This is a genomic window from Pseudoalteromonas sp. SWXJ133, assembly GCF_015864365.1.
GTDB classification, from domain to species: domain Bacteria; phylum Pseudomonadota; class Gammaproteobacteria; order Enterobacterales; family Alteromonadaceae; genus Pseudoalteromonas; species Pseudoalteromonas arctica.
The window spans coordinates 12,819-32,992 of the sequence record NZ_JADYXJ010000018.1; the positions used below are offsets into that span (position 1 = coordinate 12,819).

The window sequence follows — 20,174 nt, forward strand, 5'->3', positions numbered from 1 at the left end:
CATTAACCGAGCAACAACTGCAAATTAGCAATGCACTTGCCAGCGCTCAACGCAGCTTTAGTAACTATCAAAGTAAGTATCAACAAGGTTTGGTTGATATTTTAGATTTGCTAACAGTGCAACAAAAAGTATACGACCTGCAAGCCCAGCTTAGCCAAATAAACTACACCCTTTTAACTAACCGCATAGATTTAGGCCTCGCTTTGGGCCTTGGAGTATCGTCATGAAAATTTCGCCAACACCGGTTGTTGTAACGCTTGTTGCTATTGTTTGTATAGGGCTTGCTATTATGTATAACGGTCAAAAAATGGCTGAACAAGCAAATAGCCCACAACCTCCCGCTATTGCCCCAAATGTATCGGTAATTAATGCAGTTCCGAGCACTTATCAGGCTTATGTTAGTGGGCATGGTGAAGCTAAAGCGCATTGGTCACTTAGCTTAAAAGCACAAGTTAAAGGCGAAGTAACCAGTATGAGCGAGCAATTTGCGACCGGTAACTTAATAACTAAAGGGCAGGTGTTTGCACAAATAGATAATACAGAATACTTACAAGCTCTAGCTAGCGCAAAAGCAACATTGGCTGATGCAAAACTAGCACTGCAAGAAGAACAAGATTTAGGTGAGCAGGCAAAACGTGAATGGGAACGCTCAGGTGTTACGCAAGCACCAAGCTCGCCGCTTGTATTTAGAACGCTGCAATTAGAAGCCGCGCAAGCTACGCTCGATAAAGCACAATATGCACTTAAAACCGCACAGCGTGATGTAAATAACACCCAGTTAAGTGCACCATTTGACGCTGTTATTTTATCGCGCGATATAGATTTAGGTACTTATGTAGGTATTGGCGATACGCTTGCCACGCTAAACAGTACCGACAAAATAGAAATAACCGTGCCGCTTTCATTAAGCCAGTGGCAAAACTTAGCAAATAATAAATCAGGCGAGGTTATTTTAAGTGATGTAACCACTAATACTAAATGGAATGGTTATATTGCACGTTTTGAGCAACACCTCGATGACAGTTCGCGTCAGCGCAGCGTAATTGTCGCCTTAGATAAACCGTTTGAGCAAGCAACGCCGTTATTGCCAGGCACATTTTTAGCGGTAGAAATTGCCGGTAAGCAGTTAAGTAACGTAATTAAATTACCTGCTTCTGCGGTATCTCAAGATGGTTCAATTTGGTACGTAAATGATCAAAACAACTTAGTAAGCATACAAGCCAATAAAGTATTTGAGCGTGGTGATTACGTATATATTTCGCCAGTTGCAGAGCAAAGTACTTTAAAAGTAGTAACGCGCCCATTAGTAAGTTACCTAAGCGATATGAAAGTAAATCCAATTGTTGAGGAGATACAATAATGAGCCCTCATCAAGCACCTCAATCACCCAGTAATAATAACCCGCTGCACGGTATTATTAACTGGTTTGCAAATAACTCTGTTGCCGCTAACTTATTGTTAGTTAGTGTGATTGTAATGGGTATTATGTCGCTTACGACTTTACGTAAAGAGGCATTTCCGAGTTTAGAGCCAGATACTATTTCGGTATCGGTGGTTTATGACAGTGGCGATGCATTGCAAGCCGAAGAAGGAATAGCGTTAAAAATTGAAGAAGCGCTCGAAACCGTATCGGGTATTAAACGTATTACCTCTACATCCGATGCTAGCGGCAGCCATGTAAGCATTGAAAAAAGTACTGATTACTCACTCGATGAGTTACTTGTTGACGTTAAAAACCAAGTTGACGCTATTAATAACTTTCCGGCAGATGCCGAGCAACCTGTTATTGATAAAGCCCGTAGGCAAGATCATGCATTAACGCTGCAACTTTTTGGGGATGCCGATCGCCATATATTACAAAACCTGGGCGAAAAACTTAAAGCCGATTTATTAGCGCAATCAGGCATTAGCGACGTAGCGCAGTCGGGTGTGATTGACCCGATGATGTCCATAGAAATCGACGAAGGTAAACTCCAAGCCTATGGCTTAAGTATTAGCGATATAAGCGAGGTCATTAATAATGAGTCATCAAGCCCGCTTTCGACTAGTTTGCGCGATAGCAGTAAAATTATACGCTTAAAAGCCGCCGATCAAGCTTACTGGCAGCGCGACTTTGCCAATATTGTATTGTTGAGTACTGCATCAGGTACACAAATTAAGTTAGGCGATGTAGCAACCGTTACCGACTCATTTGCCGAAGATAGCAACTCATTAAGCCGTTATAACCAACAAAATGCCGTAGGCGTTGAAATTTTAATGGGCGATAGCAGCGATATAACTACCATTGTTGAGCAAGCTAATAGCGTAATAGATAAATGGCACGAAAGCGGTTTATTACCCCAAAATGTAGAGCTTGAAAGCTGGCACGACAAAAGCACCATGATCACCGAACGTTTATCGCTACTTACTAAAAATGCCGTGACCGGTATAATTATGGTGTTTGTAATACTTGCCATATTTTTAAACGTACGCGTAGCGCTGTGGGTGGCTGGTGGCTTGCCGTTTGTATTTTTTGGCACCCTTTATTTTATGACCGATGGCTACACCGCACTGACCATAAACGAAATGACCACCTTTGGCTTTATTATGGCGCTGGGCATAGTGGTAGACGATGCCGTTGTTGTAGGCGAGAGTATTTACACCACACGTAAAAAGCATGGCGATACACTAAATAATACGGTTTTAGGCACCATGAAGGTTGCTGTGCCAACAATATTTGGGGTGTTAACCACCGTTGCCGCGTTTGTGGCGCTTTCGAATGTGTCAGGCAACTTAGGTAAAATTTACTCTCAATTTGCTACCGTAGTGACCATTTGTTTACTGCTTTCGGTTGTTGAATCAAAACTTATTTTACCATCGCATTTAGCCCACATTAGTACTAAACGCCAAGTTAAAAAAGGCTTAGGAGGTCTGTGGTCAAAAATACAACATGGTGCTGATAGTGGCTTAAACTGGTTTAGTAAAAACATTTACTGCAAGGTTATTGAATTTTCACTGCGCTTTAGATACGCCGTAGTCGCTGCGTTTATCGCCTTTTTTATATTAGTTATTGGCATGCCAATGACAGGCACAGTAAAGGTTGGTTTCTTCCCAAGTATTGCAGGCGACACCGTAACAGCCGATTTAGTTATGCAAAACGACGCTGCTTATGGGCAAACAAACACAAATTTACTAACGCTTGAGCAAAGTGCATTACAAGCAGAGCAAAACTTAATGACCAAGTTGAGCTCTGACAAAAGCGAAATAACCAGCCTACAAGTCATTAGTAGTAGCGACACCAGCGGTGAAGTAAGCGTTGAGCTATTAAACGAAGGCGCTTTTACAGCAAGCGAATTTGCTCAAGAGTGGCAGCGCGTAGCAGGTAGCCTTGAGGGCAGTAAAAAATTACAAATATTAGCCACGCGTAAAATGGTCGATAACTTTAAAGTTGAGCTTAAAGCGTGGGACGACGAAACCGTAATGGCGGCGGGCGCACTATTTAAGGAGCGCTTACAAAATACCGCAGGCGTTAACGGAATAGACGACAACTTAAACCCAGGTCAGCCACAGCTTAAATTTACCCTAAATGCACAAGGGCGTGCACTTGGAATGGATACAGCCAGTTTATCAAAGCAAGTACTTCAAGCCTTTGGTGGTGCAGTTGTACAGCGCTACCAACGTAATAAAGACGAAGTTAAAGTGCGTGTACGCTACCCAGAAGATGCTCGTAAAACACCTGCGGATATAATGCAGTCGCGTATTCGCCTGCCTGATGGCACCGTTGTACCGCTAGTAAACGTAGCCACAGTAAGCAGTGAATATCAGCAAGATGAAATAACCCGCATTGATGGACTACGTGCAATTTATTTAAGCGCACAAGTAGATAAAAACGTGATTGCTCCAAACGAGTTAGTTGCTAATTTAAAGCGCGACTTAATTCCTGAGTTAACACAGCAATTTCCTAACTTAAGTGTGTATTTTGCAGGAGAGGCAGAGCAACAAAGCGAAACCACCAGCTCAATGAGTACTATGTTTGTAGCGGCTTTATTAGTTATTTACGTGTTGCTGGCTATTCCGCTTAAATCGTACATTCAACCAGTACTAATCATGGTGGCAATTCCGTTTGGCATTGTGGGCGCTATTTTAGGACATTGGTGGAACGACTTAACCATTAGTATATTGTCATTAAATGGTATTTTGGCGCTCAGTGGCGTAGTTGTAAACGACAGCCTATTACTTGTTTCACGCTTTAACGAACTAGTAAAAGAAGAGGGCATGAGCACACACGATGCCATAGTTGAGTCGTGTACGAGTCGTTTGCGTGCGGTATTACTTACCTCAATTACAACTTACGCAGGCTTAGTGCCGCTACTTAGCGAAACCTCAATGCAGGCACAGTTTTTAATTCCTGCTGCGGCATCACTTGGCTACGGTATTTTGTTTGCTACGGTTATTACCTTAATACTTATACCGGCATTATTGATGATTCAAACCGATGCTAAACGCGGTATTGATGCTGTGCTAAAATCGCTAGGTGCTAAAAATAAAACGCAGGAAACAGCCTCTTAATGATAAACGTACTACTGGTTGAAGACGACATAGACTTGGCAACCACCATTGTTGATTATCTCGAAATTGAGTCAATAGAGTGTGACCATGCAAGCAATGGCGTAATGGGTTTAAATTTAATAGAACGTAATCAATATCAAATGATTATATTAGATGTAAACATGCCCAAAATGGACGGTTTAACCATGTGTAAAACATTGCGTGAGCAAGGCATTGATATACCAGTATTAATGCTGACAGCGCGCGATAGCCTCGACAATAAGCTTGAGGGGTTTGCAGCCGGTAGTGACGACTATTTAGTAAAACCATTTGCTATGAAAGAGCTAGTAGCGCGGGTTCAAGTATTAGCAAAGCGTAAAAGTGGAGAGGTAAAGCGACTTACATTTGCTAACTTAACACTTAATTTAACCGCGCATACAGCAACAGTGGCAGAGCACAGTTTAAAGTTATCACCCATTACTTTTAAGTTATTAGAAGTGCTTGTACGAGAGCAGCAAAAACCGGTAACCCGACAGGTAATTATGCAAGCAATATGGGGCGACGATCAGCCAGACAGCAATAGCTTAAAAGTGCATATTCATCATTTGCGCAAACAGCTAGAGCAAGCGCATTGCCAAGCCGTACTTGAAACAATACCCAGTGTAGGGTTTGCGCTAAAATTAAAAAATGAGACACAAGCATGAAAATTAGACCCAGCCTGAGGTTGTATTTTTTTGCCACCGTGGTGCTTTTAAGTTCATTAATGGCAATTGGCTTTTCGTTTTTAAGTGTTAATTATTTTATTGATGGCTTAGACCGAGGGTTAAACGGAGTTATGTTTGAGCTTTCGCAAACCACTGAGATTGAAGATGGGCAGCTAAAAAATATTGTTGGATTTAATGTGGCGAGCCGTTGGGAAGACATGCCAGAAATAATACAGCAAAAATTTGAAGTAGCGCCAAATGAAGCCGGTGTACTACAAAAAGTGAAAGATAATACCTCGTTGTTTACCATGCCTGCAGACTTGTTTTTTGTTGTTTACTATCAAAACCCAAATGGCGAGGCGCGTTATATATCGCGCATTATGCTTGAAAAAAATCGCCCTAAAAGAATGGGAAGTGTAAAACCAATACACCGCATGACATTGATAGCCATTACTGGTTTTGCAGCCATTGCCTTATTTACCTTCTTTTTGTTTATGGTAATGAAAAAAATAGCCAAGCCAGTAGAGTCACTACGTGGTTGGGCTAAGTCGTTAAATCAAAAGAATTTACAAAACACGCCGCCCGATTTTACCTATAACGAACTAAATACCTTGGCAACGTTAATACGCAGTAGCTTACTTTCAGCTCACGACAGCCTTGAGCGAGAACAGCGCTTTTTAAGTTATGCGAGCCACGAGTTACGTACACCAATTTCGGTTATTCGCAGCAACGTTGAGTTACTTAACCGTTTAAGCGAAAAAGCACCTTTAAGCGATAAACAACACCTTACACTGCAGCGAATAGAGCGCGCCGGTTTAACCATGAGCGATTTAACCGAGACGTTATTGTGGCTTAGCAGAAATGACGACCAGCAAAGTTCACCAGAGCCTGTAAACCTAGCCGAAAAAATAACGACCTTGGGTAACGAACTCGACTATTTACTCAATTCAAAACAAGTTGATGTACTTATAAATACCGATAACCAAAATACGACTATTAATACCGAAGCCACTGCATGCCACATTGTGCTTACTAACTTAATACGTAATGCGTATCAGCATACGCAACAAGGGCAAGTGCGAATTACTCAGCAGGGCAGCCGTGTGATTATAGTAAATAGCAGCGAACAAACTGATACGTCACACGCGACTAATAACACAAACAAGCCTGCCAATATTGGCTACGGTTTAGGGTTGGAGTTAAGCGAAAAAATAATAAAACGACACGGTTGGGTATACGAAGTAAACGACATGCCTGGGCGTTATGAAGTGGTGGTCGATTTTAGTTAATACGCTTTTTTTAATACTTAACCTGAACTCTGGTTAAGAGATTTACTAACATATTGAATCATAGTGATATTTAAATTTATATTCTCTAGCCAGAAATTTTCAGTGAAAACAAGGCGAATTTACGCGTCAATAGCTGGTCTATTGCAAGTAAATTCAACGCAGTTATCGCTGAAAATAGCTGCTTGAGATAGATTTATTATCCAGAGTTTAGGTTACTTGGATTTGAAATATAAAAACCGCACTAAGGCACTTTTAAAAAAGCTTTAGCGCGGTTTTTTATATTCAAAAATATTTAATTTAACGCTGAGAATATAGAAACTTAGTGATTTATTTAGCAAAGTATCTGTTAACGAGCCTTGCAATGCCAATGATCATCGTGTTTAGTGCAGGCTTGTTTTGTGGGCTTGGCTTTTACGATAATAATGTTTGGAGAGTTGTGCTCAGTTACTAAAACAGGCGTAACTACTTTAACTGCTTTTTTATGTGGTTTATGCGCACTGGGACCATGTTGATATACAGTGCAGCCGCTCATAATAAGCGCGGTCGTCATTACTAAAACTATTTTTAAAGATAAGTTCATGTTTATTAGTCCTATGTAGCTTAATACAAAGCCTAGGATAAACTTTTTTTTGTATAGTGCTGTAAGCAAACGTAAGGATATTGTAAAGGTGGTTTATATGGCTTTTGATATCATTTAACTAATTAATAGGTACATTGGTACTGCGTTAAATACGCCAATACCAATGCTTATAATATTGAGTTTAGAGCTCAGAGCTTAGTCCGCTGAGTTCAAGCTTATAAATCGCTGCGCCAACCCATACCAGACTCTTCCATTAAACGCTCGTACACGCCTTCTATGTTAAGTGGTAACCATGCATCAAACTGTTTAAAGTCACTAAATTGGTCTAATTTTACATTTTGTTTAATTTCGTCAAGCGTATTACCGGCTAAAACGCCTGCTGTTACTTGGCTATACAAAAGCTCTAAATAACTTAAGTAACGTGCTACATCGGCTTTATTACCCATATCGGCATGTCCGCCTACAAAAGTATTAAAGTCGTATTTGAATACCGCTTGGGTTGAGTTAATCATGCCTTGAATATCGTAACTCCACAGTTTTTGCCACGGCATTCTACCAATAACAATCCAATCAACCACAAACAACGTTTTTTGCTTTTCGAATAATATACTAACCGAACCACGACCATCGTTTGGACCATGGTAGTTAAGCTTTACTGTTGAATCACCAAGAGTAAGTAGTAGCTCGTCATCAAAAGCAAGGCTGGGCATTACCGTTTTCATTTTTGTGTTTTTAATATCTTGCGCAGCGAGTTTATGCGCTACAAACGTGGTGTGCGGGCTTTTAAATACCTCAGCGCCGTAAATATGATCGCTGTGATTATGGCTATAAATTACATACTTTACCGGTACGTTAAAGCGGGTTTTAATTTGCTCACTTAACCAGGTGGCGGCTTTTTTATTAAGTGGGTCGGTAACAATTGCGCCCTCAGGAGTGATTAAAAATACTGAGCGGTGTCTGTCGTCTATAAAGCGGTGTAAGCCGTCCCCTAAGTCTTCTATTTCATAGGCTTGTGTGGCAAAGCCTATAAATAATAAGGCTGTAGTTAATAGTTTTTGTAGCAAGCGGGGCATACACCATTCCTTTTAAAATTGATTAAATTAATAACGCTATTAAAAGAAGAAAGCATAAAGCTGTAAAAAATTTCAGTTGCTAGTTAAATTAAAACTTAAAACTTAAAACTTAAACCTAAGCCTAAACCTAAGTAAAAGGATCAAATATGAGGATGAAATAAAAAGCCATTATAAAAATGGCTTTAGATAGGTTGGTTGGGTTTATCTTTGTGTTAGTTGTTGGTTTATTTCTTCAAAGATACTTGCATCATCTATGGTTGAAGGTATTTGTAGCTCTTCGCCATCAACTAGTTGACGTAAATTTTTACGCAGTATTTTACCCGAGCGGGTTTTGGGCAACCTATCTACGCTAACTATATTTTTAAGACACGCAATCGCGCCAATTTGATTACGAACACTTAAAACAAGCGCTTGCTCTACGTCGGTACTTGAGCCTATAAAATCATTTTTGAGCACGATCATTCCCATAGGGAGTTGCCCTTTTAGGGGATCGTTCACACCAAAAACAGCGCATTCGGCAACAGCAGGGTGCGCGGCTACTATCTCTTCCATTTCGCCAGTAGAAAGCCTATGCCCTGCTACATTTATAACGTCGTCGGTTCTGCCCATAATAAATAGGTAGCCGTCTTCATCAATATAACCACCATCGCCAGATAAATAATAACCTTCGTATTCATTTAGGTAGCTTGCTTTAAAGCGCGGGGTATCTTGCCAAATTGTTGGTAGGCAACCCGGTGGAAGTGGCAGTTTAATTACCACGGCGCCTTGCTCGTTAGCTGCGCATTCATTGCCATCCATATCTAATATTCGCACGTCAAAACCTGGAGTAGGCACGGTAGAGCTGCCAGGTTTTGTTGCTAAGTACTCAAGCCCTACAGGGTTACAAGCAATAGCCCAGCCAGTTTCGGTTTGCCACCAATGATCGAGCACTGGCAGTTTGGTTTTTTCTTTAAGCCACTCATAAGTGGGAGGATCTAACCGCTCGCCAGCTAAAAATAAACGTTTTAAGCTTGAGGTATCGTATTGATTAAAACCATCGGCATTTGGATCTTCTTTTTTAATTGCTCTAAAGGCGGTGGGGGCACTAAATAATGCATTTACTTTATATTCTTCAACCACGCGCCAAAATGCACTGGCGTCGGGGGTTTTAACCGGTTTACCTTCATATAATACGGTCGCGCAGCGATACATTAGCGGCGCGTAAACTATATAAGAGTGCCCAACTACCCAGCCAATGTCAGACGCTGCCCAAAATACGTCGCCGGGCTTCATACCATAAACGGTTGCCATGCTGTACTGCATTGCCACTGCGTGACCACCATTTTCGCGCACTACGCCTTTGGGTGTGCCTGTCGTGCCTGAGGTATATAAAATATAAAGCGGATCGTTACCATTTACAGGCACCGGATCTGCGATTGCAGCTGTTTGCATTGCCTGAGTCCAATCTATGTCTCGTTTAGGCTTAAGAGTGGCGGTTACTTGTGGACGCTGATAAATAACGCAGTGTTCTACTTTGTGCGTAGCTAAGTCTATTGCGTTATCAATAAGTGGTTTGTATTCAATAACGCTGTTTACTTCAACACCGCATGAGGCGCTAAGTATAAGCTTGGGCTTGGCATCATCAATGCGTACAGCTAATTCGTGTGCAGCAAACCCACCAAATACCACAGAATGAATAGCACCAAGGCGAGCACACGCCAACATACCAATAACCGCTTGTGGGATCATTGGCATATAAATAACAACGCGATCGCCTTTTGTAACACCTAACGATTGTATTACGCCTGCAAATTTAGCAACTTCTTGTTGTAGTTGTGAGTAGCTATAAGTTTGCTTTGTATTAGTGACTGGAGAGTCGTAAATAAGTGCAGTTTGCTCGCCAAATCCGGCAATAACGTGTTGGTCTAGTGCTAAAAAACTGGTGTTTAATTGCCCGTCGCTAAACCAATGGGAAAGCCCATCGTCGTCTTGTGTGTATGCTTTTGTGGGAGCTTTGTACCACGGAATATTTTTACTTTGTTCGAGCCAAAATTGGGCTGGGTTTTGCTTAAAGGCATTATATTGCTGTTGATATTCGCCTGACATGTAAGGCTCCTGAAACTAAATTTGTGTGTGAGAGACCTTACAAAATGTAGGCTTTTTTTAGCAAGCAAGCTATTCGACCTTGGTCGGCTAAAAGTTAATCAATACACTGGTTTTAAAAATACAAAATTGACAATACAAAGCGTGTGGTTCAGCATGGCGGGCAGTAAAAACAAGAGAAAACACGATATGAGTAACGTAGTAAGAGTAGGGGTTGCGGTTATCATAAAGCATCAAAACACAATTTTACTAGGTGAGCGCATTGGCGCGCATGGTGCTAATACATGGGCAACACCTGGTGGACATTTAGAGTTTGGTGAAAGTGTTGAGCAATGTGCAATACGAGAAGTGTTTGAAGAAACAGGTTTAAAGGTAAGTAAAATTACTAAGCTTGATTTTACCAATGATATTTTTACAGCAGAGAACAAACACTATATTACGTTGTATGTAAAAGCTGACTTTGAAGGCGGAGAGCCTGAACTTAAAGAGCCTAATAAATGTTTAAAGTGGCGCTGGTGCGATATTAATAATCTACCAACGCCACTGTTTACATCACTAAAAAATTACTTATCTGAGGCTGTACTAGCCTAGTTATTTTGTTGGCTTAGTCGCTGGGCTTAATTCTAGTTTACTAAAGCTTACTTGAGCGTAATCGCCATTTTGTTTATCTGTAGTCCAATCGCCAGTACCTAAACATGCGGCATACCAACGACCTGGGGCGTCTTTGGTACTACATTGATTGTATGCACCGGCTTTGAAGTAATTAGAATCACCAGCATAACCAAGGGGATGATCTTTTTTGTCTACTTTGCCATAAGCATCAACGTTATTAGCAAGATTTATCGAGTAATTTACGTCTGGCTTACCTTCTGCAGTGAACGTTAGATACATTGTATTTTTATATACATTTACTGTGTAGCTAAAATCTTCACCTAACGCAATACCTTCAGAACCAGGTTCATTAGGATTTTCCCATGTGTTACCCCATACAGGGTAAGCAATGTCTGTACGGTCAGGATCTGCTTTTGGTAAGTTTCGCTCGTAGTTCCAAAATACAGAGCCTGTTTTATGGTTTGGCCATTTCTTATAGTATATTTTAAGTGGTTCATTACCCCAGCCAAATCCAGAATTTTCTGCGACAAGAGCTTTGTTCTTTTCTGCATGTATTTGCCCAACTACAACAGAAAATGCAGCATCTCTATCTGAGTTTTTAGCTCTTAATGCAACATGGTCTACTTTTAATGTAGCCTGCATTTTTCCGCCTTCAGCACCAAACTTTTCAGCTAAAGGATGAGCAGTCAACGCAAAGTTATTACCCGGGTTATTTGTTTTAATTTTAGTATTTGATCCCCGGATCATTTGTCTCAATTCGCTACGGGTATTGGTAGAGTTAGCGCTTGTAAGTGCTTTATTAGGGGAGGTAAATACCATGTAGCCTTTTTCATCAAGATAGAAAAAATCAGGATGTGCGTAAGTCTGAATTTCTGCTACATCTATTTCATCAATTTTACCGTCGTTGTTTAAATCTACTGGTACATTTATTTTCCAGTGAGATAAATCAAATTTAGTTGCAGGTACTGGCGCATTGCTTTGCTGATTATTACTTGGAGTACTTGTACAAGCTGTAAAAAATAAAGGCGTGATAACGGCTAGAGCCGTAAGTTTAAATTTAGATGTATTTTTTGTCATTATTGTCTCTGTGTGATGAAGTAAAAATTGTACGGTTCTGGCATCGCTCAATCTCAATCTAGCATACCAATTTAACAATTAAAACTTACCAATTAGTGATTTTAATTATTTTTTAATTGTATTTTTGTTATACCAATTTTCTTGGTGTGTTGTTTTACGGTTTTTATGAAAGTGTTTTCGGTATGAGTTTTTACATGCTTGGCTATCCACTTACTCATGTTTAGCGTGAGCTTAGGAACAAAGATATAGCTTGTTCCTTGGGTTGTTTTTAGTTTTGTAGTTTGCTTTTAGAGTTAATAAAAGTAATTAAATAGTCACTGCCGTGAATAACTAATATTGAAGTTTTTGCAAGTAGCTAATGCTGCTAATTGGCGCTTATAGTTTATTGGGTTATGTGAACGGCCCGTCATTTTTTATTTTATGAGTGCGTAGAGAAAACCGGGCCATGTTCGAAATTTAAACTAAGTATGAAATTACTCTTAATAAAATTTAGAAATATCATAATTTTTTCTTCAAAATCAAATCCTAAAGTATGTGTTTTTGTTTTTAGTTTAATATAAAAGTAGAAAAAAATATTCATATCAATACAATAATGTATCTATTTTTCGGTTAGTGTTGTTGGAGTTTCAGTTGTTGGATTTTAAAGGGATTAAGTCTACTTTTTTAAGCGCTCTTGGTATTTCAGGTCTTTTTTTTGGTTTAATACACTTTGAGGCTTTATGGCAAGACAAACTAACAATTATAAATTATTTAGTATTTCCCTTACTTATTATTACAGCTGTATTTGCAACTCAGTTTAATCGAAGTCGCATTGCTATTTTGTGTTTATTATGGGGACTATATTTAATAAGTGAGCACTCTACTTTTACGTGGTCTAAATGGTTGGTTGGTAACTCCCAGTGGCTACTTTTATGCGGAGCAAGTTTATTACTGCTGCTTGCATTCATGAAAGATAGGGCTATCTTCTCAGTACACACCCTTACTCGTGTCGTACTTATTGTTTTTTGTGGTGGGATTACGTTTGCTTGGCTTAAAGTAAGTGGTAGTTTTATAGAGTTATTTCCTAACACTGAAACATGGAAACAGATAACGCCATATATCCCAATTTTTTTGCCATTAAGAGTAATTGGAATTGTATTATTATGGCGAAGCTTACGAAATCATGACTTAACACAAACGATATTACTAGTAACTTTTGTTGTTTGGTATTTAAATCAACTTCATGTAATTACATTACCTTGGTCTGTTATTGCGGTTGCCATGTCATCTATATATTTGTTGGCGGTAAGTACAGATTCATATTATTTAGCATACAGAGACGATTTAACGAGCCTTCCTACACGTCGAGCTTTAAACCAACTCGCATTGTCTTTAGGAAGAAAATACACAGTTGCTATGCTTGATATCGATCATTTTAAAAAGTTCAATGATACTTACGGACATGACATTGGTGATCAAGTACTAAAATTAGTTGCAGCAAAAATGGCAGGTGTAAAAGGTGGTGGTAAAATTTATCGCTATGGGGGAGAGGAGTTTACGGTAGTATTTCCTCGTAAATCTATAGAGCAAGCAATCCCTGAATTAGATGCCTTGAGGGAAAGTATTGCAACCTATGACATGGTTATACGAAATCCTAAACGGACTGACAAAAATTCCAGAAAATCAAAAAAGCCCAGTGACTATAAAACAGTTAATGTTACTGTTTCTATCGGTGTAGCACAAAGAGAGCCTAAGCAAACTTTTGATCAAGCCTTAAAAAATGCTGATTTAGCTTTATATAGAGCTAAGAAAAATGGCCGTAATAATGTAAGCAAATAACTTAAGTCACTTAAATATTAAGTTTTTTCATTTAAATATTTACTCGGAGAATGGCCATACCATCGATAAAAAGCACGATTAAACGAACTTTGATCTTGAAAGCCTAAGATATCTGTCAGTTCTATTAAAGGTATATTGCCTATTAAAGTATCTGCACGTTTTTTTCGTTCTTTTTCAAGTAACTGAACAAAGGTTAAATCTTGCTGTTTTAAGCGTCGTTGTAGCGTTCGGGGTGTTAAATTAAGCGCATCAGCTATGCCTATTAGGTTGCAGTTTTGCAAAGTAGTTTTAGCTGTAAGTAACTGATTAACTTTATCGTCAATACACTGCTGGCTTTTAAAGTTAGAGAGTTGCTGCTCTGACAATTGCTTAAAAGTAGAATTAATAATGGCGTTATCGGTTTTAAAGGGCAGCGTCAAATAATCGCTCGGAAAGCTAATTTGATTATATTCAGCACTGCTTTTTACAGGGCATTTAAACCATGATTCAAGGGCGCGCCTTTGCGATGGCAACCAATTATAAGTGAAACTAATACTACTTGGCGAAAGCGTTAAATTTATTAACTGGCGAATAACACTTACCCACGCGGTCATGTTTCGTAAAACAACATGCTCATTACAACTTTGGTGAGCAACCCAACGAATAGTTGCTGTATCAGTATTTAGTTCAAACTTGGCTTTACCAATATCAGCCACCAAGCTGTCGTAGCTTAACAATGCTTTAATGGCACTGCTTAAGTTATCGCTTGATTCAATTAAGTAACCTAAAACGCCGTAGTCAGCAGTGCGAATTTGCTGACCTAGGGTAAAACCAAAAAGAGGATCGTTAAGTGTTTTTTTGCCATAAACTAATAAGGCATTGTAACTATTTAAACTAATACGCGGCGCTAATTGATGGGTACGCTGATTACTAAATTCGTCAAAGCTAATAGCGTGCAAAGCCGTTTTAGTACTAATGCCTTGCGCTTGTAAGTAATCAAGAATACTTGAAAAGTAATGATCAGCTAATGTGTGCATTTGTCATCTAAAGCTAAAAAATAGTCGTGTATTAGCAAGTTTGCCACGTTAAATTTTTATATGCTAGTTGAATGCCTAATAACCTCTTGCTGTAAAAATGATACTTATAACAATTAAACAAACGCTTAATGCACAGCCAAAGCAAATAATAAGCACACTATTGGATCATCAACAGTTGCATCGATTTTTTAATGCCAAATTTACGCTGCTACAAGCACAAGACGAAGGGCAAATAGAAGGCGGAAAAGGATCTGTTAGGCAAGTGAAAATAGGTAAAATAACTTTTTCAGAGCAAATAATCAGTGCCGATCAAAATCAGATCAGTTACCAAATAGTAGGCGATAAACCAGTAGCTAATCATCGAGGCGACATATACCTCAGTGCAAATAAAGACATCAATACTTTAGTTACCGAACTTAACTATTGCATAAGCTGCTCAGCTCCATGGTGGATGCCAAATGCATTACTTAAATATGTTATTACAAAAGATATAACCCAAGCGTTAAACAATTTAAATAATTATTTTTTGGCGGGTAAAGTATGAACTCAGAAATTATTTTGCTCGCTCTTAGCCCGTTATTTTTGATATTTGTTTGCTGTGAGTTTATTAAGTTTAAGTGCTATTACGACATAAAAGATAGCCTAGCAAATACAGTGTTAGCGCTATTACACCAAGGCGCAGATGCTATTGTGTTACTGCTGTTAATGCCTTTATTTAATTGGTTGTATGACTATAGATTGTTTGATATTGAAGTGAGTGTGTTAAGTATTGCATTTGCATTTTTACTACAAGATTTTTTATATTATTGGTTTCATAAAGCATCGCATCATGTTCATTGGCTGTGGGCCGCGCATGTGGTTCACCACAGCTCAACTAAAATGAATTTCACCACCGCATTTAGGCAAAGCTTAATGTACCCCGTAGCCGGTATGTGGGTGTTTTGGCTACCTATGATTTTAATTGGATTTGAACCGCTAACAGTATTTAGCGTGGTTGCATTAAATTTAGCGTATCAATTTTTTGTACATACTCAAATAGTGGGTAAGTTAGGCTGGTTTGAAAAAGTATTTAATACGCCTTCGCATCATCGAGTTCATCACGCAATAAATGCAGGCTACCTTGATAAAAACTTTGCTGGTGTACTTATTATTTGGGATAAGTTATTTGGCACCTTTGTAGAAGAAGATAAATCAAAGCCTTGTAAATACGGCATTATAGGGCAGCTTAATAGCAATAACCCAGTCGTTATTACGTTTCATCAGTGGGAGCACTTATTGAAAAGTGTTTATAAGGCATCGGGAATAAAAGCTAAATGTAGAGTGCTATTTGGCTACCCTACAAGTAGCATTAAATATAAATAATATTGAGAAAGTTAAAAGTAAAACTGCATAGCTAAACTCATTGATGAATTATGGCTATGCCATTGAGCATGCTGTACTTTGCTGCGCAGCGATACATTGCGAGAAACAGCGTAATTCCATGTTATAGCTATTTCGCTGTGCTTACTTGCTGCGTTATCAGTTAGCCATAATATATTGCCAGTTAAAGCGAGTTTATGGTTATTGTTTATTTGCCAAATTACACCGGCTTCGCTGCCTATTCCTGTACTAAGTTGGTCGGTTATATCGCCTGTATTTAGCTCAAATTGACCAAGAATATAGCCGTGTACATTATTAGGATCGCCATAAGATTTACCATAACCTCCTTTTGTAAAAAAGCGGCCTAAACGTTTATTGTCACTTGGTTGTCGGTCAAAGCCCATTTTAAAGTTCCACGACCAGCTATCAAATACGCGGTTATCGGGTGCAAGCGACATAGCATCTAATAAGTAAAAATGTTCAATATCTGCATTTCCTTCGTCAGTAATAGCGGCTTCCAAATCAAAAAAACTAATTTGTGCACCCGCTATAAAACCTTCAGGCCTATCTAGTAAGTCATGATACGCAAGCCTATAACCAAAATTTGTAAGGTTTGCTTGGTTATTATTTTGTACCCTACCTAGCGATACTTTAGAAGAACCATGACCTTGCTCTGGGGAAGCAATAGGGCGGTTTGGCTTAGTAAATGGCGAAGCTACATTATATTTGCTGCGCATTAGGAGTAGCTTAGTTAGTCGCGGGGCAATTTCTTTACGATTTAATGCTTTATCGTAAAATTCAAAATTTAACCATTCATACGCCATTTCTAATATAGCGACTAATTGCGACTGTGAGTAATTACGAGTATTGAGAGAGCCACCTTGCATTAACTCTCTTGCATCATCAAGTTGTTCGTCAGTCATTTGAGTAGAGTAATGGTATAGCTTAGTGCCAAAAGCAGGGCGGTAATTAGGTGTTTGTAATAAGTTGTTATTTCTTAGTACTGCAACGGTATCTGATGGAATAGCTTGCATATTAAATGACGATGTTAAATCAAGGTCCTCTTGTGCAAGTTGTAATAATGCAAGTAATTGGTAAGAGCAGTTTTCATCAATAAAAAAGTAATCGAATGTAGCTAATTGTAGCTCCCACAAGTGCAATAAAATAAGCTCTACCTGTAGCTCTGATAAATTAAGTTTGTATTCCCAAATATCACGAGATTCTAAATCATTATATTCGCGTACTTTTTTATAGTACGGCATAAGCGAAAACTTACCTGGGTAGCTGCCAATCAAGCCTTTTAGTGCATACATAGCTGCGTTATCTGAGCCGTCTGGCTCTGCTGCAAAATTAACGGCGAATGCGAGCAACTCTTTATGGCGAGTCTGATCTTTTGCATCAATACGAAGTAAAGTGTGGCCAAACATTGATGATGGGCTATTCATAAATGCAGTTGGAAAAACTAACGTAACCCCTTTAGGGTTTATTATTTTTTGCCACGCCTGTAGTTCTGGGCAATTAAGTTCGGGCCAGTTATTTTTAACTTTTGTTTTTAGCCATTTATAACGTGCAGGAAACTGACAACGATATTGTGCTGTTTTTGGGTGAGTATTTTTACCACTAAATGCGGCTATAGTGGCTTTTAGTTCGTCATATGGGCTTGTTTTACCTGAAGGAGATAAAAAAAACTCAGCACTGTCTACTTCACTTTTCCAATCACCTAATGTGGCCAAGCGGTAGTGACCTAATTTAAGCCAGTAAGGGTGTGTTGCTAATGTATTTGTTTCAATACTTTGAGCGTTTGAGTAAGTACTAAAAAGTGCGAGCAGTAAACCAAATAATATTTTTTTCATAATCACTAAATTACAAAAGCCGCTAGAGAAATACTCCAGCGGCTTTATTTATACGTATAAAACCGGCTAATTTAGCTGATTAAGAAAGAGTATAAGAAGCAAGTTGTGCGTTACTTGCAAGAACAGTGTTTAGGTTTTCTAAAACTGTTTGTGAAGTCACGTTTTCAGAAGTAAATACTGAAGAAAACTGTGCTTGAGCAAGCTTATTGAACGCTGCTTTATCTTGATCTGCAACACCCCAAGCTTCAGCTAGAGTAGCTAAAGTTTCGCCTTCACCTTTTGACATATCACGAGCAAGTTGCTCCATGTTACCGTCAATGAATAAAGCGATTTTTTCTGAAGAAGTTACTGTACCAGTACCATCACAACCAAGAGTACCAAAAGTGATACCAAAAGTTTGGTTACCAGATGTACCATTTGTTGTAGCGCCTAAAATTTTAACGCCTTTACCTTGCTGACCAGCAAATAACATAGAACCAAGACCACAACCAATATCTTGGTCAGCCATTGCGTTTGAGAAAGGAAGTAAAGATAGAGCTGCTACTGCGATTAGTTTTTTCATTTTCATAAATCCGTATATGATTGTCTTTATTTAGAGTAAATAAAGTTCACGGAAGATTTTAGCAGACTTGCAGAGAAAAGGAACAGGCTAAAATATGAATATTTTACACTCTAATTTTTAAATATATTAAAGTTAATGTCAGGATGAAAATTAGCCTAATTTCACTTTTTATTGAACTGGTGGCGGTTTTTTACTTCTTGGGGCGCCTAATAAAATACAAGTATGGCAAATGCATACAGATAAAAACGCACTAATACCCAATGCACCGCCATAACCGTCAAGTTTTGGTACAAGGAATTCAAATAATACTGAAAACAAAATAGATGAGCTTGCTACAGTATAAATACCAAATCGATGTGGGGCGCTCATACCTATGAATGTGCCGCCAAAAAATACAATTGCGTATAAATCGGGGTTTAAATTTAAGGCGCTAAAAATTAAATAAGCAATAATAGACAGTGAAGATGATGCTCTTATACCATCAAAGCGGCTATGTTTAGCTAAATAAAATGTTAAAAAAGCTCCAAGCAGTACAAGTAATGGATATTCAATACTCATAATACAATTCCTTTGGCTAATACAAAAAGTGCCACGCTTGCAAAAGCTACACTGCCAAGCTTGCCACCAAAACCTGTAAACATATTAATAGTAAGCACATACAAACTTGAGCCAATAAGCGAAATAATAGCAATTTCCCAGTAACTGGTAATTAAATGAGTTGAACACATACCTGCAAAGCTACCAGCATAAATTGCAGCATACGGATGGTTTTTATAATGTGCAGGAAAAGGAATAAACGAGCCAATAAGCCCCGTTAGCGCAGCAGAAATCACTAAAGGTAATGCAAAAGTAGTGTGCATAGCAAAGCAAGCTACAAAGCCTAAAAAGAAAGTGATGAATTTTAAAAATAAGAATTTAATCATAGCGGCGCATTTTAAACTAATCCTTTTGCGCTTTCTAATACTCTCTAACAAATAAATGTTATAAGTAATTACAAACTTTAAAAACGTGTTTTTTAAACGGCTTTTAGGTATTAAATATGCTTAATAGTGCCGCTGTTAATGTTCTATAAATCACAAGTTATGTATAATGGCGATAATTTAATGTATTAAAGTGTTAACCAAGGGTTATTTATGTCTAACTGTTTACATCTGGCTATTCCGGCTGGCAATTTAAAAGTGGCTAAAGCGTTTTATTGTGACGTACTAGGCTGTAAAACGGGCAACAGTGAAGAAGGTCGCTGGGTAGATATAGATTTTTGGGGTAATGAACTTACCTTACACCAAAGCGTTGAGCGCCTACCAACAGTTCGCCATGATGTAGATATGGGAGCTGTAGCAGTACCTCACTTTGGGATTCACTTATCTGAAGATGAATTTAACGGGTTAAAAAAACGTATTGAAGATGCGGGTATTGAATACCTAGATAAACCATACCGTCGTTTTATTGGTGATGAGTTTGAACAAGAAACGTTTTTTATTGAAGATCCAAATGGCAATGTGCTTGAAATGAAAACAATGGTAAACCCTGACGTTTTATTTAAAAAAGTATAAATATTACTTTGCTCATAAGGCTAAAAAGCCACCTTATTGAGTAATGTTGATTGTTTTCGATCGTTGTTC

The 20,174-nt window shown here is 38.7% G+C and carries 19 protein-coding genes; 10 read left to right on the plus strand and 9 right to left on the minus strand.

Annotated elements, in window-relative coordinates; translation table 11 throughout:
- Window positions 1-23: 23 nt before the first annotated feature.
- Genes I6F40_RS19820 through I6F40_RS13315 form a run of 5 tightly spaced genes read left to right on the plus strand, consistent with a single transcriptional unit; the run spans window position 24 to window position 6,520 of the window.
- Window positions 24-227 (plus strand): TolC family protein, encoded by a 204-nt coding sequence (locus tag I6F40_RS19820; protein ID WP_331460309.1) that lies wholly within the window; start codon window positions 24-26, stop codon window positions 225-227.
- A complete protein-coding gene (locus tag I6F40_RS13300) occupies window positions 224-1,360 on the plus strand; it encodes an efflux RND transporter periplasmic adaptor subunit (protein WP_197193048.1) in 1,137 nt (378 codons plus the stop codon). The genes I6F40_RS19820 and I6F40_RS13300 overlap by 4 nt, the downstream gene beginning before the upstream one ends.
- Window positions 1,360-4,548, plus strand: a complete 3,189-nt coding sequence (locus I6F40_RS13305) for an efflux RND transporter permease subunit (RefSeq protein ID WP_197193049.1) — start codon at window positions 1,360-1,362, stop codon at window positions 4,546-4,548. Before I6F40_RS13300 ends, I6F40_RS13305 begins: the two co-directional genes overlap by 1 nt.
- Window positions 4,548-5,231 (plus strand): response regulator transcription factor, encoded by a 684-nt coding sequence (locus I6F40_RS13310; protein WP_166378157.1) that lies wholly within the window; start codon window positions 4,548-4,550, stop codon window positions 5,229-5,231. Before I6F40_RS13305 ends, I6F40_RS13310 begins: the two co-directional genes overlap by 1 nt.
- Window positions 5,228-6,520, plus strand: coding sequence for a sensor histidine kinase (locus tag I6F40_RS13315; protein ID WP_197193050.1), 1,293 nt, complete (start codon window positions 5,228-5,230; stop codon window positions 6,518-6,520). The genes I6F40_RS13310 and I6F40_RS13315 overlap by 4 nt, the downstream gene beginning before the upstream one ends.
- Before the next feature lie 346 nt (window positions 6,521-6,866).
- On the opposite strand, the gene I6F40_RS13320 is transcribed toward I6F40_RS13315, so the two are convergent.
- The 3 genes from I6F40_RS13320 to I6F40_RS13330 all read right to left on the minus strand — a co-directional run bounded on the left by I6F40_RS13320 (window position 6,867) and on the right by I6F40_RS13330 (window position 10,258).
- The gene (locus tag I6F40_RS13320; RefSeq protein ID WP_166378154.1) at window positions 6,867-7,100 is read right to left on the minus strand and encodes a hypothetical protein; all 234 of its coding nucleotides are present in this window, start codon (window positions 7,098-7,100) and stop codon (window positions 6,867-6,869) included.
- 215 nt (window positions 7,101-7,315) lie between these two features.
- A complete protein-coding gene (locus I6F40_RS13325) occupies window positions 7,316-8,173 on the minus strand; it encodes an MBL fold metallo-hydrolase (protein ID WP_166378152.1) in 858 nt (285 codons plus the stop codon).
- A 201-nt stretch (window positions 8,174-8,374) separates the two neighbouring features.
- Complete coding sequence (locus tag I6F40_RS13330; protein ID WP_166378150.1) at window positions 8,375-10,258, minus strand: propionyl-CoA synthetase; 1,884 nt, start codon at window positions 10,256-10,258, stop codon at window positions 8,375-8,377.
- Between the two features lie 186 nt (window positions 10,259-10,444).
- On the opposite strand from I6F40_RS13330, the gene I6F40_RS13335 reads away from it, so the two are divergent.
- The gene (locus I6F40_RS13335) at window positions 10,445-10,846 is read left to right on the plus strand and encodes a nucleotide triphosphate diphosphatase NUDT15 (protein ID WP_024589726.1); all 402 of its coding nucleotides are present in this window, start codon (window positions 10,445-10,447) and stop codon (window positions 10,844-10,846) included.
- On the opposite strand, the gene I6F40_RS13340 is transcribed toward I6F40_RS13335, so the two are convergent.
- On the minus strand, window positions 10,847-11,944 hold the full coding sequence (locus tag I6F40_RS13340; protein ID WP_166378148.1) for a polysaccharide lyase family 7 protein: 1,098 nt from the start codon (window positions 11,942-11,944) through the stop codon (window positions 10,847-10,849).
- Between the two features lie 630 nt (window positions 11,945-12,574).
- On the opposite strand from I6F40_RS13340, the gene I6F40_RS13345 reads away from it, so the two are divergent.
- Window positions 12,575-13,762 carry a GGDEF domain-containing protein gene (locus I6F40_RS13345; RefSeq protein ID WP_166378147.1) on the plus strand — a complete coding sequence of 396 codons (1,188 nt, stop codon included), beginning with the start codon at window positions 12,575-12,577 and terminating at the stop codon, window positions 13,760-13,762.
- Between the two features lie 17 nt (window positions 13,763-13,779).
- Here the strand turns inward: I6F40_RS13345 and I6F40_RS13350 are convergent, their stop codons facing one another.
- The gene (locus I6F40_RS13350; protein WP_166378145.1) at window positions 13,780-14,778 is read right to left on the minus strand and encodes an AraC family transcriptional regulator; all 999 of its coding nucleotides are present in this window, start codon (window positions 14,776-14,778) and stop codon (window positions 13,780-13,782) included.
- A gap of 97 nt (window positions 14,779-14,875) precedes the next feature.
- Between I6F40_RS13350 and I6F40_RS13355 the strand changes: the two genes are divergently transcribed.
- Window positions 14,876-15,322 (plus strand): SRPBCC family protein, encoded by a 447-nt coding sequence (locus I6F40_RS13355; RefSeq protein ID WP_121955073.1) that lies wholly within the window; start codon window positions 14,876-14,878, stop codon window positions 15,320-15,322.
- On the plus strand, window positions 15,319-16,140 hold the full coding sequence (locus I6F40_RS13360; protein WP_166378143.1) for a sterol desaturase family protein: 822 nt from the start codon (window positions 15,319-15,321) through the stop codon (window positions 16,138-16,140). The genes I6F40_RS13355 and I6F40_RS13360 overlap by 4 nt, the downstream gene beginning before the upstream one ends.
- Window positions 16,141-16,151: 11 nt before the next feature.
- Here the strand turns inward: I6F40_RS13360 and I6F40_RS13365 are convergent, their stop codons facing one another.
- From I6F40_RS13365 to I6F40_RS13380, 4 genes are all read right to left on the minus strand, one after another.
- A complete protein-coding gene (locus I6F40_RS13365; RefSeq protein WP_166378141.1) occupies window positions 16,152-17,990 on the minus strand; it encodes an Lnb N-terminal periplasmic domain-containing protein in 1,839 nt (612 codons plus the stop codon).
- 79 nt (window positions 17,991-18,069) lie between these two features.
- On the minus strand, window positions 18,070-18,552 hold the full coding sequence (locus I6F40_RS13370; RefSeq protein ID WP_024589733.1) for a DUF3015 domain-containing protein: 483 nt from the start codon (window positions 18,550-18,552) through the stop codon (window positions 18,070-18,072).
- Between the two features lie 168 nt (window positions 18,553-18,720).
- Window positions 18,721-19,110 (minus strand): hypothetical protein, encoded by a 390-nt coding sequence (locus I6F40_RS13375; protein WP_166378139.1) that lies wholly within the window; start codon window positions 19,108-19,110, stop codon window positions 18,721-18,723.
- Window positions 19,107-19,412: a hypothetical protein gene (locus I6F40_RS13380; protein ID WP_166378174.1), complete on the minus strand. Its 306-nt coding sequence runs from the start codon at window positions 19,410-19,412 to the stop codon at window positions 19,107-19,109. The genes I6F40_RS13375 and I6F40_RS13380 overlap by 4 nt, the downstream gene beginning before the upstream one ends.
- 273 nt (window positions 19,413-19,685) lie before the next feature.
- Between I6F40_RS13380 and I6F40_RS13385 the strand changes: the two genes are divergently transcribed.
- Window positions 19,686-20,105 (plus strand): VOC family protein, encoded by a 420-nt coding sequence (locus I6F40_RS13385; protein ID WP_166378138.1) that lies wholly within the window; start codon window positions 19,686-19,688, stop codon window positions 20,103-20,105.
- Window positions 20,106-20,174: the final 69 nt, after the last annotated feature.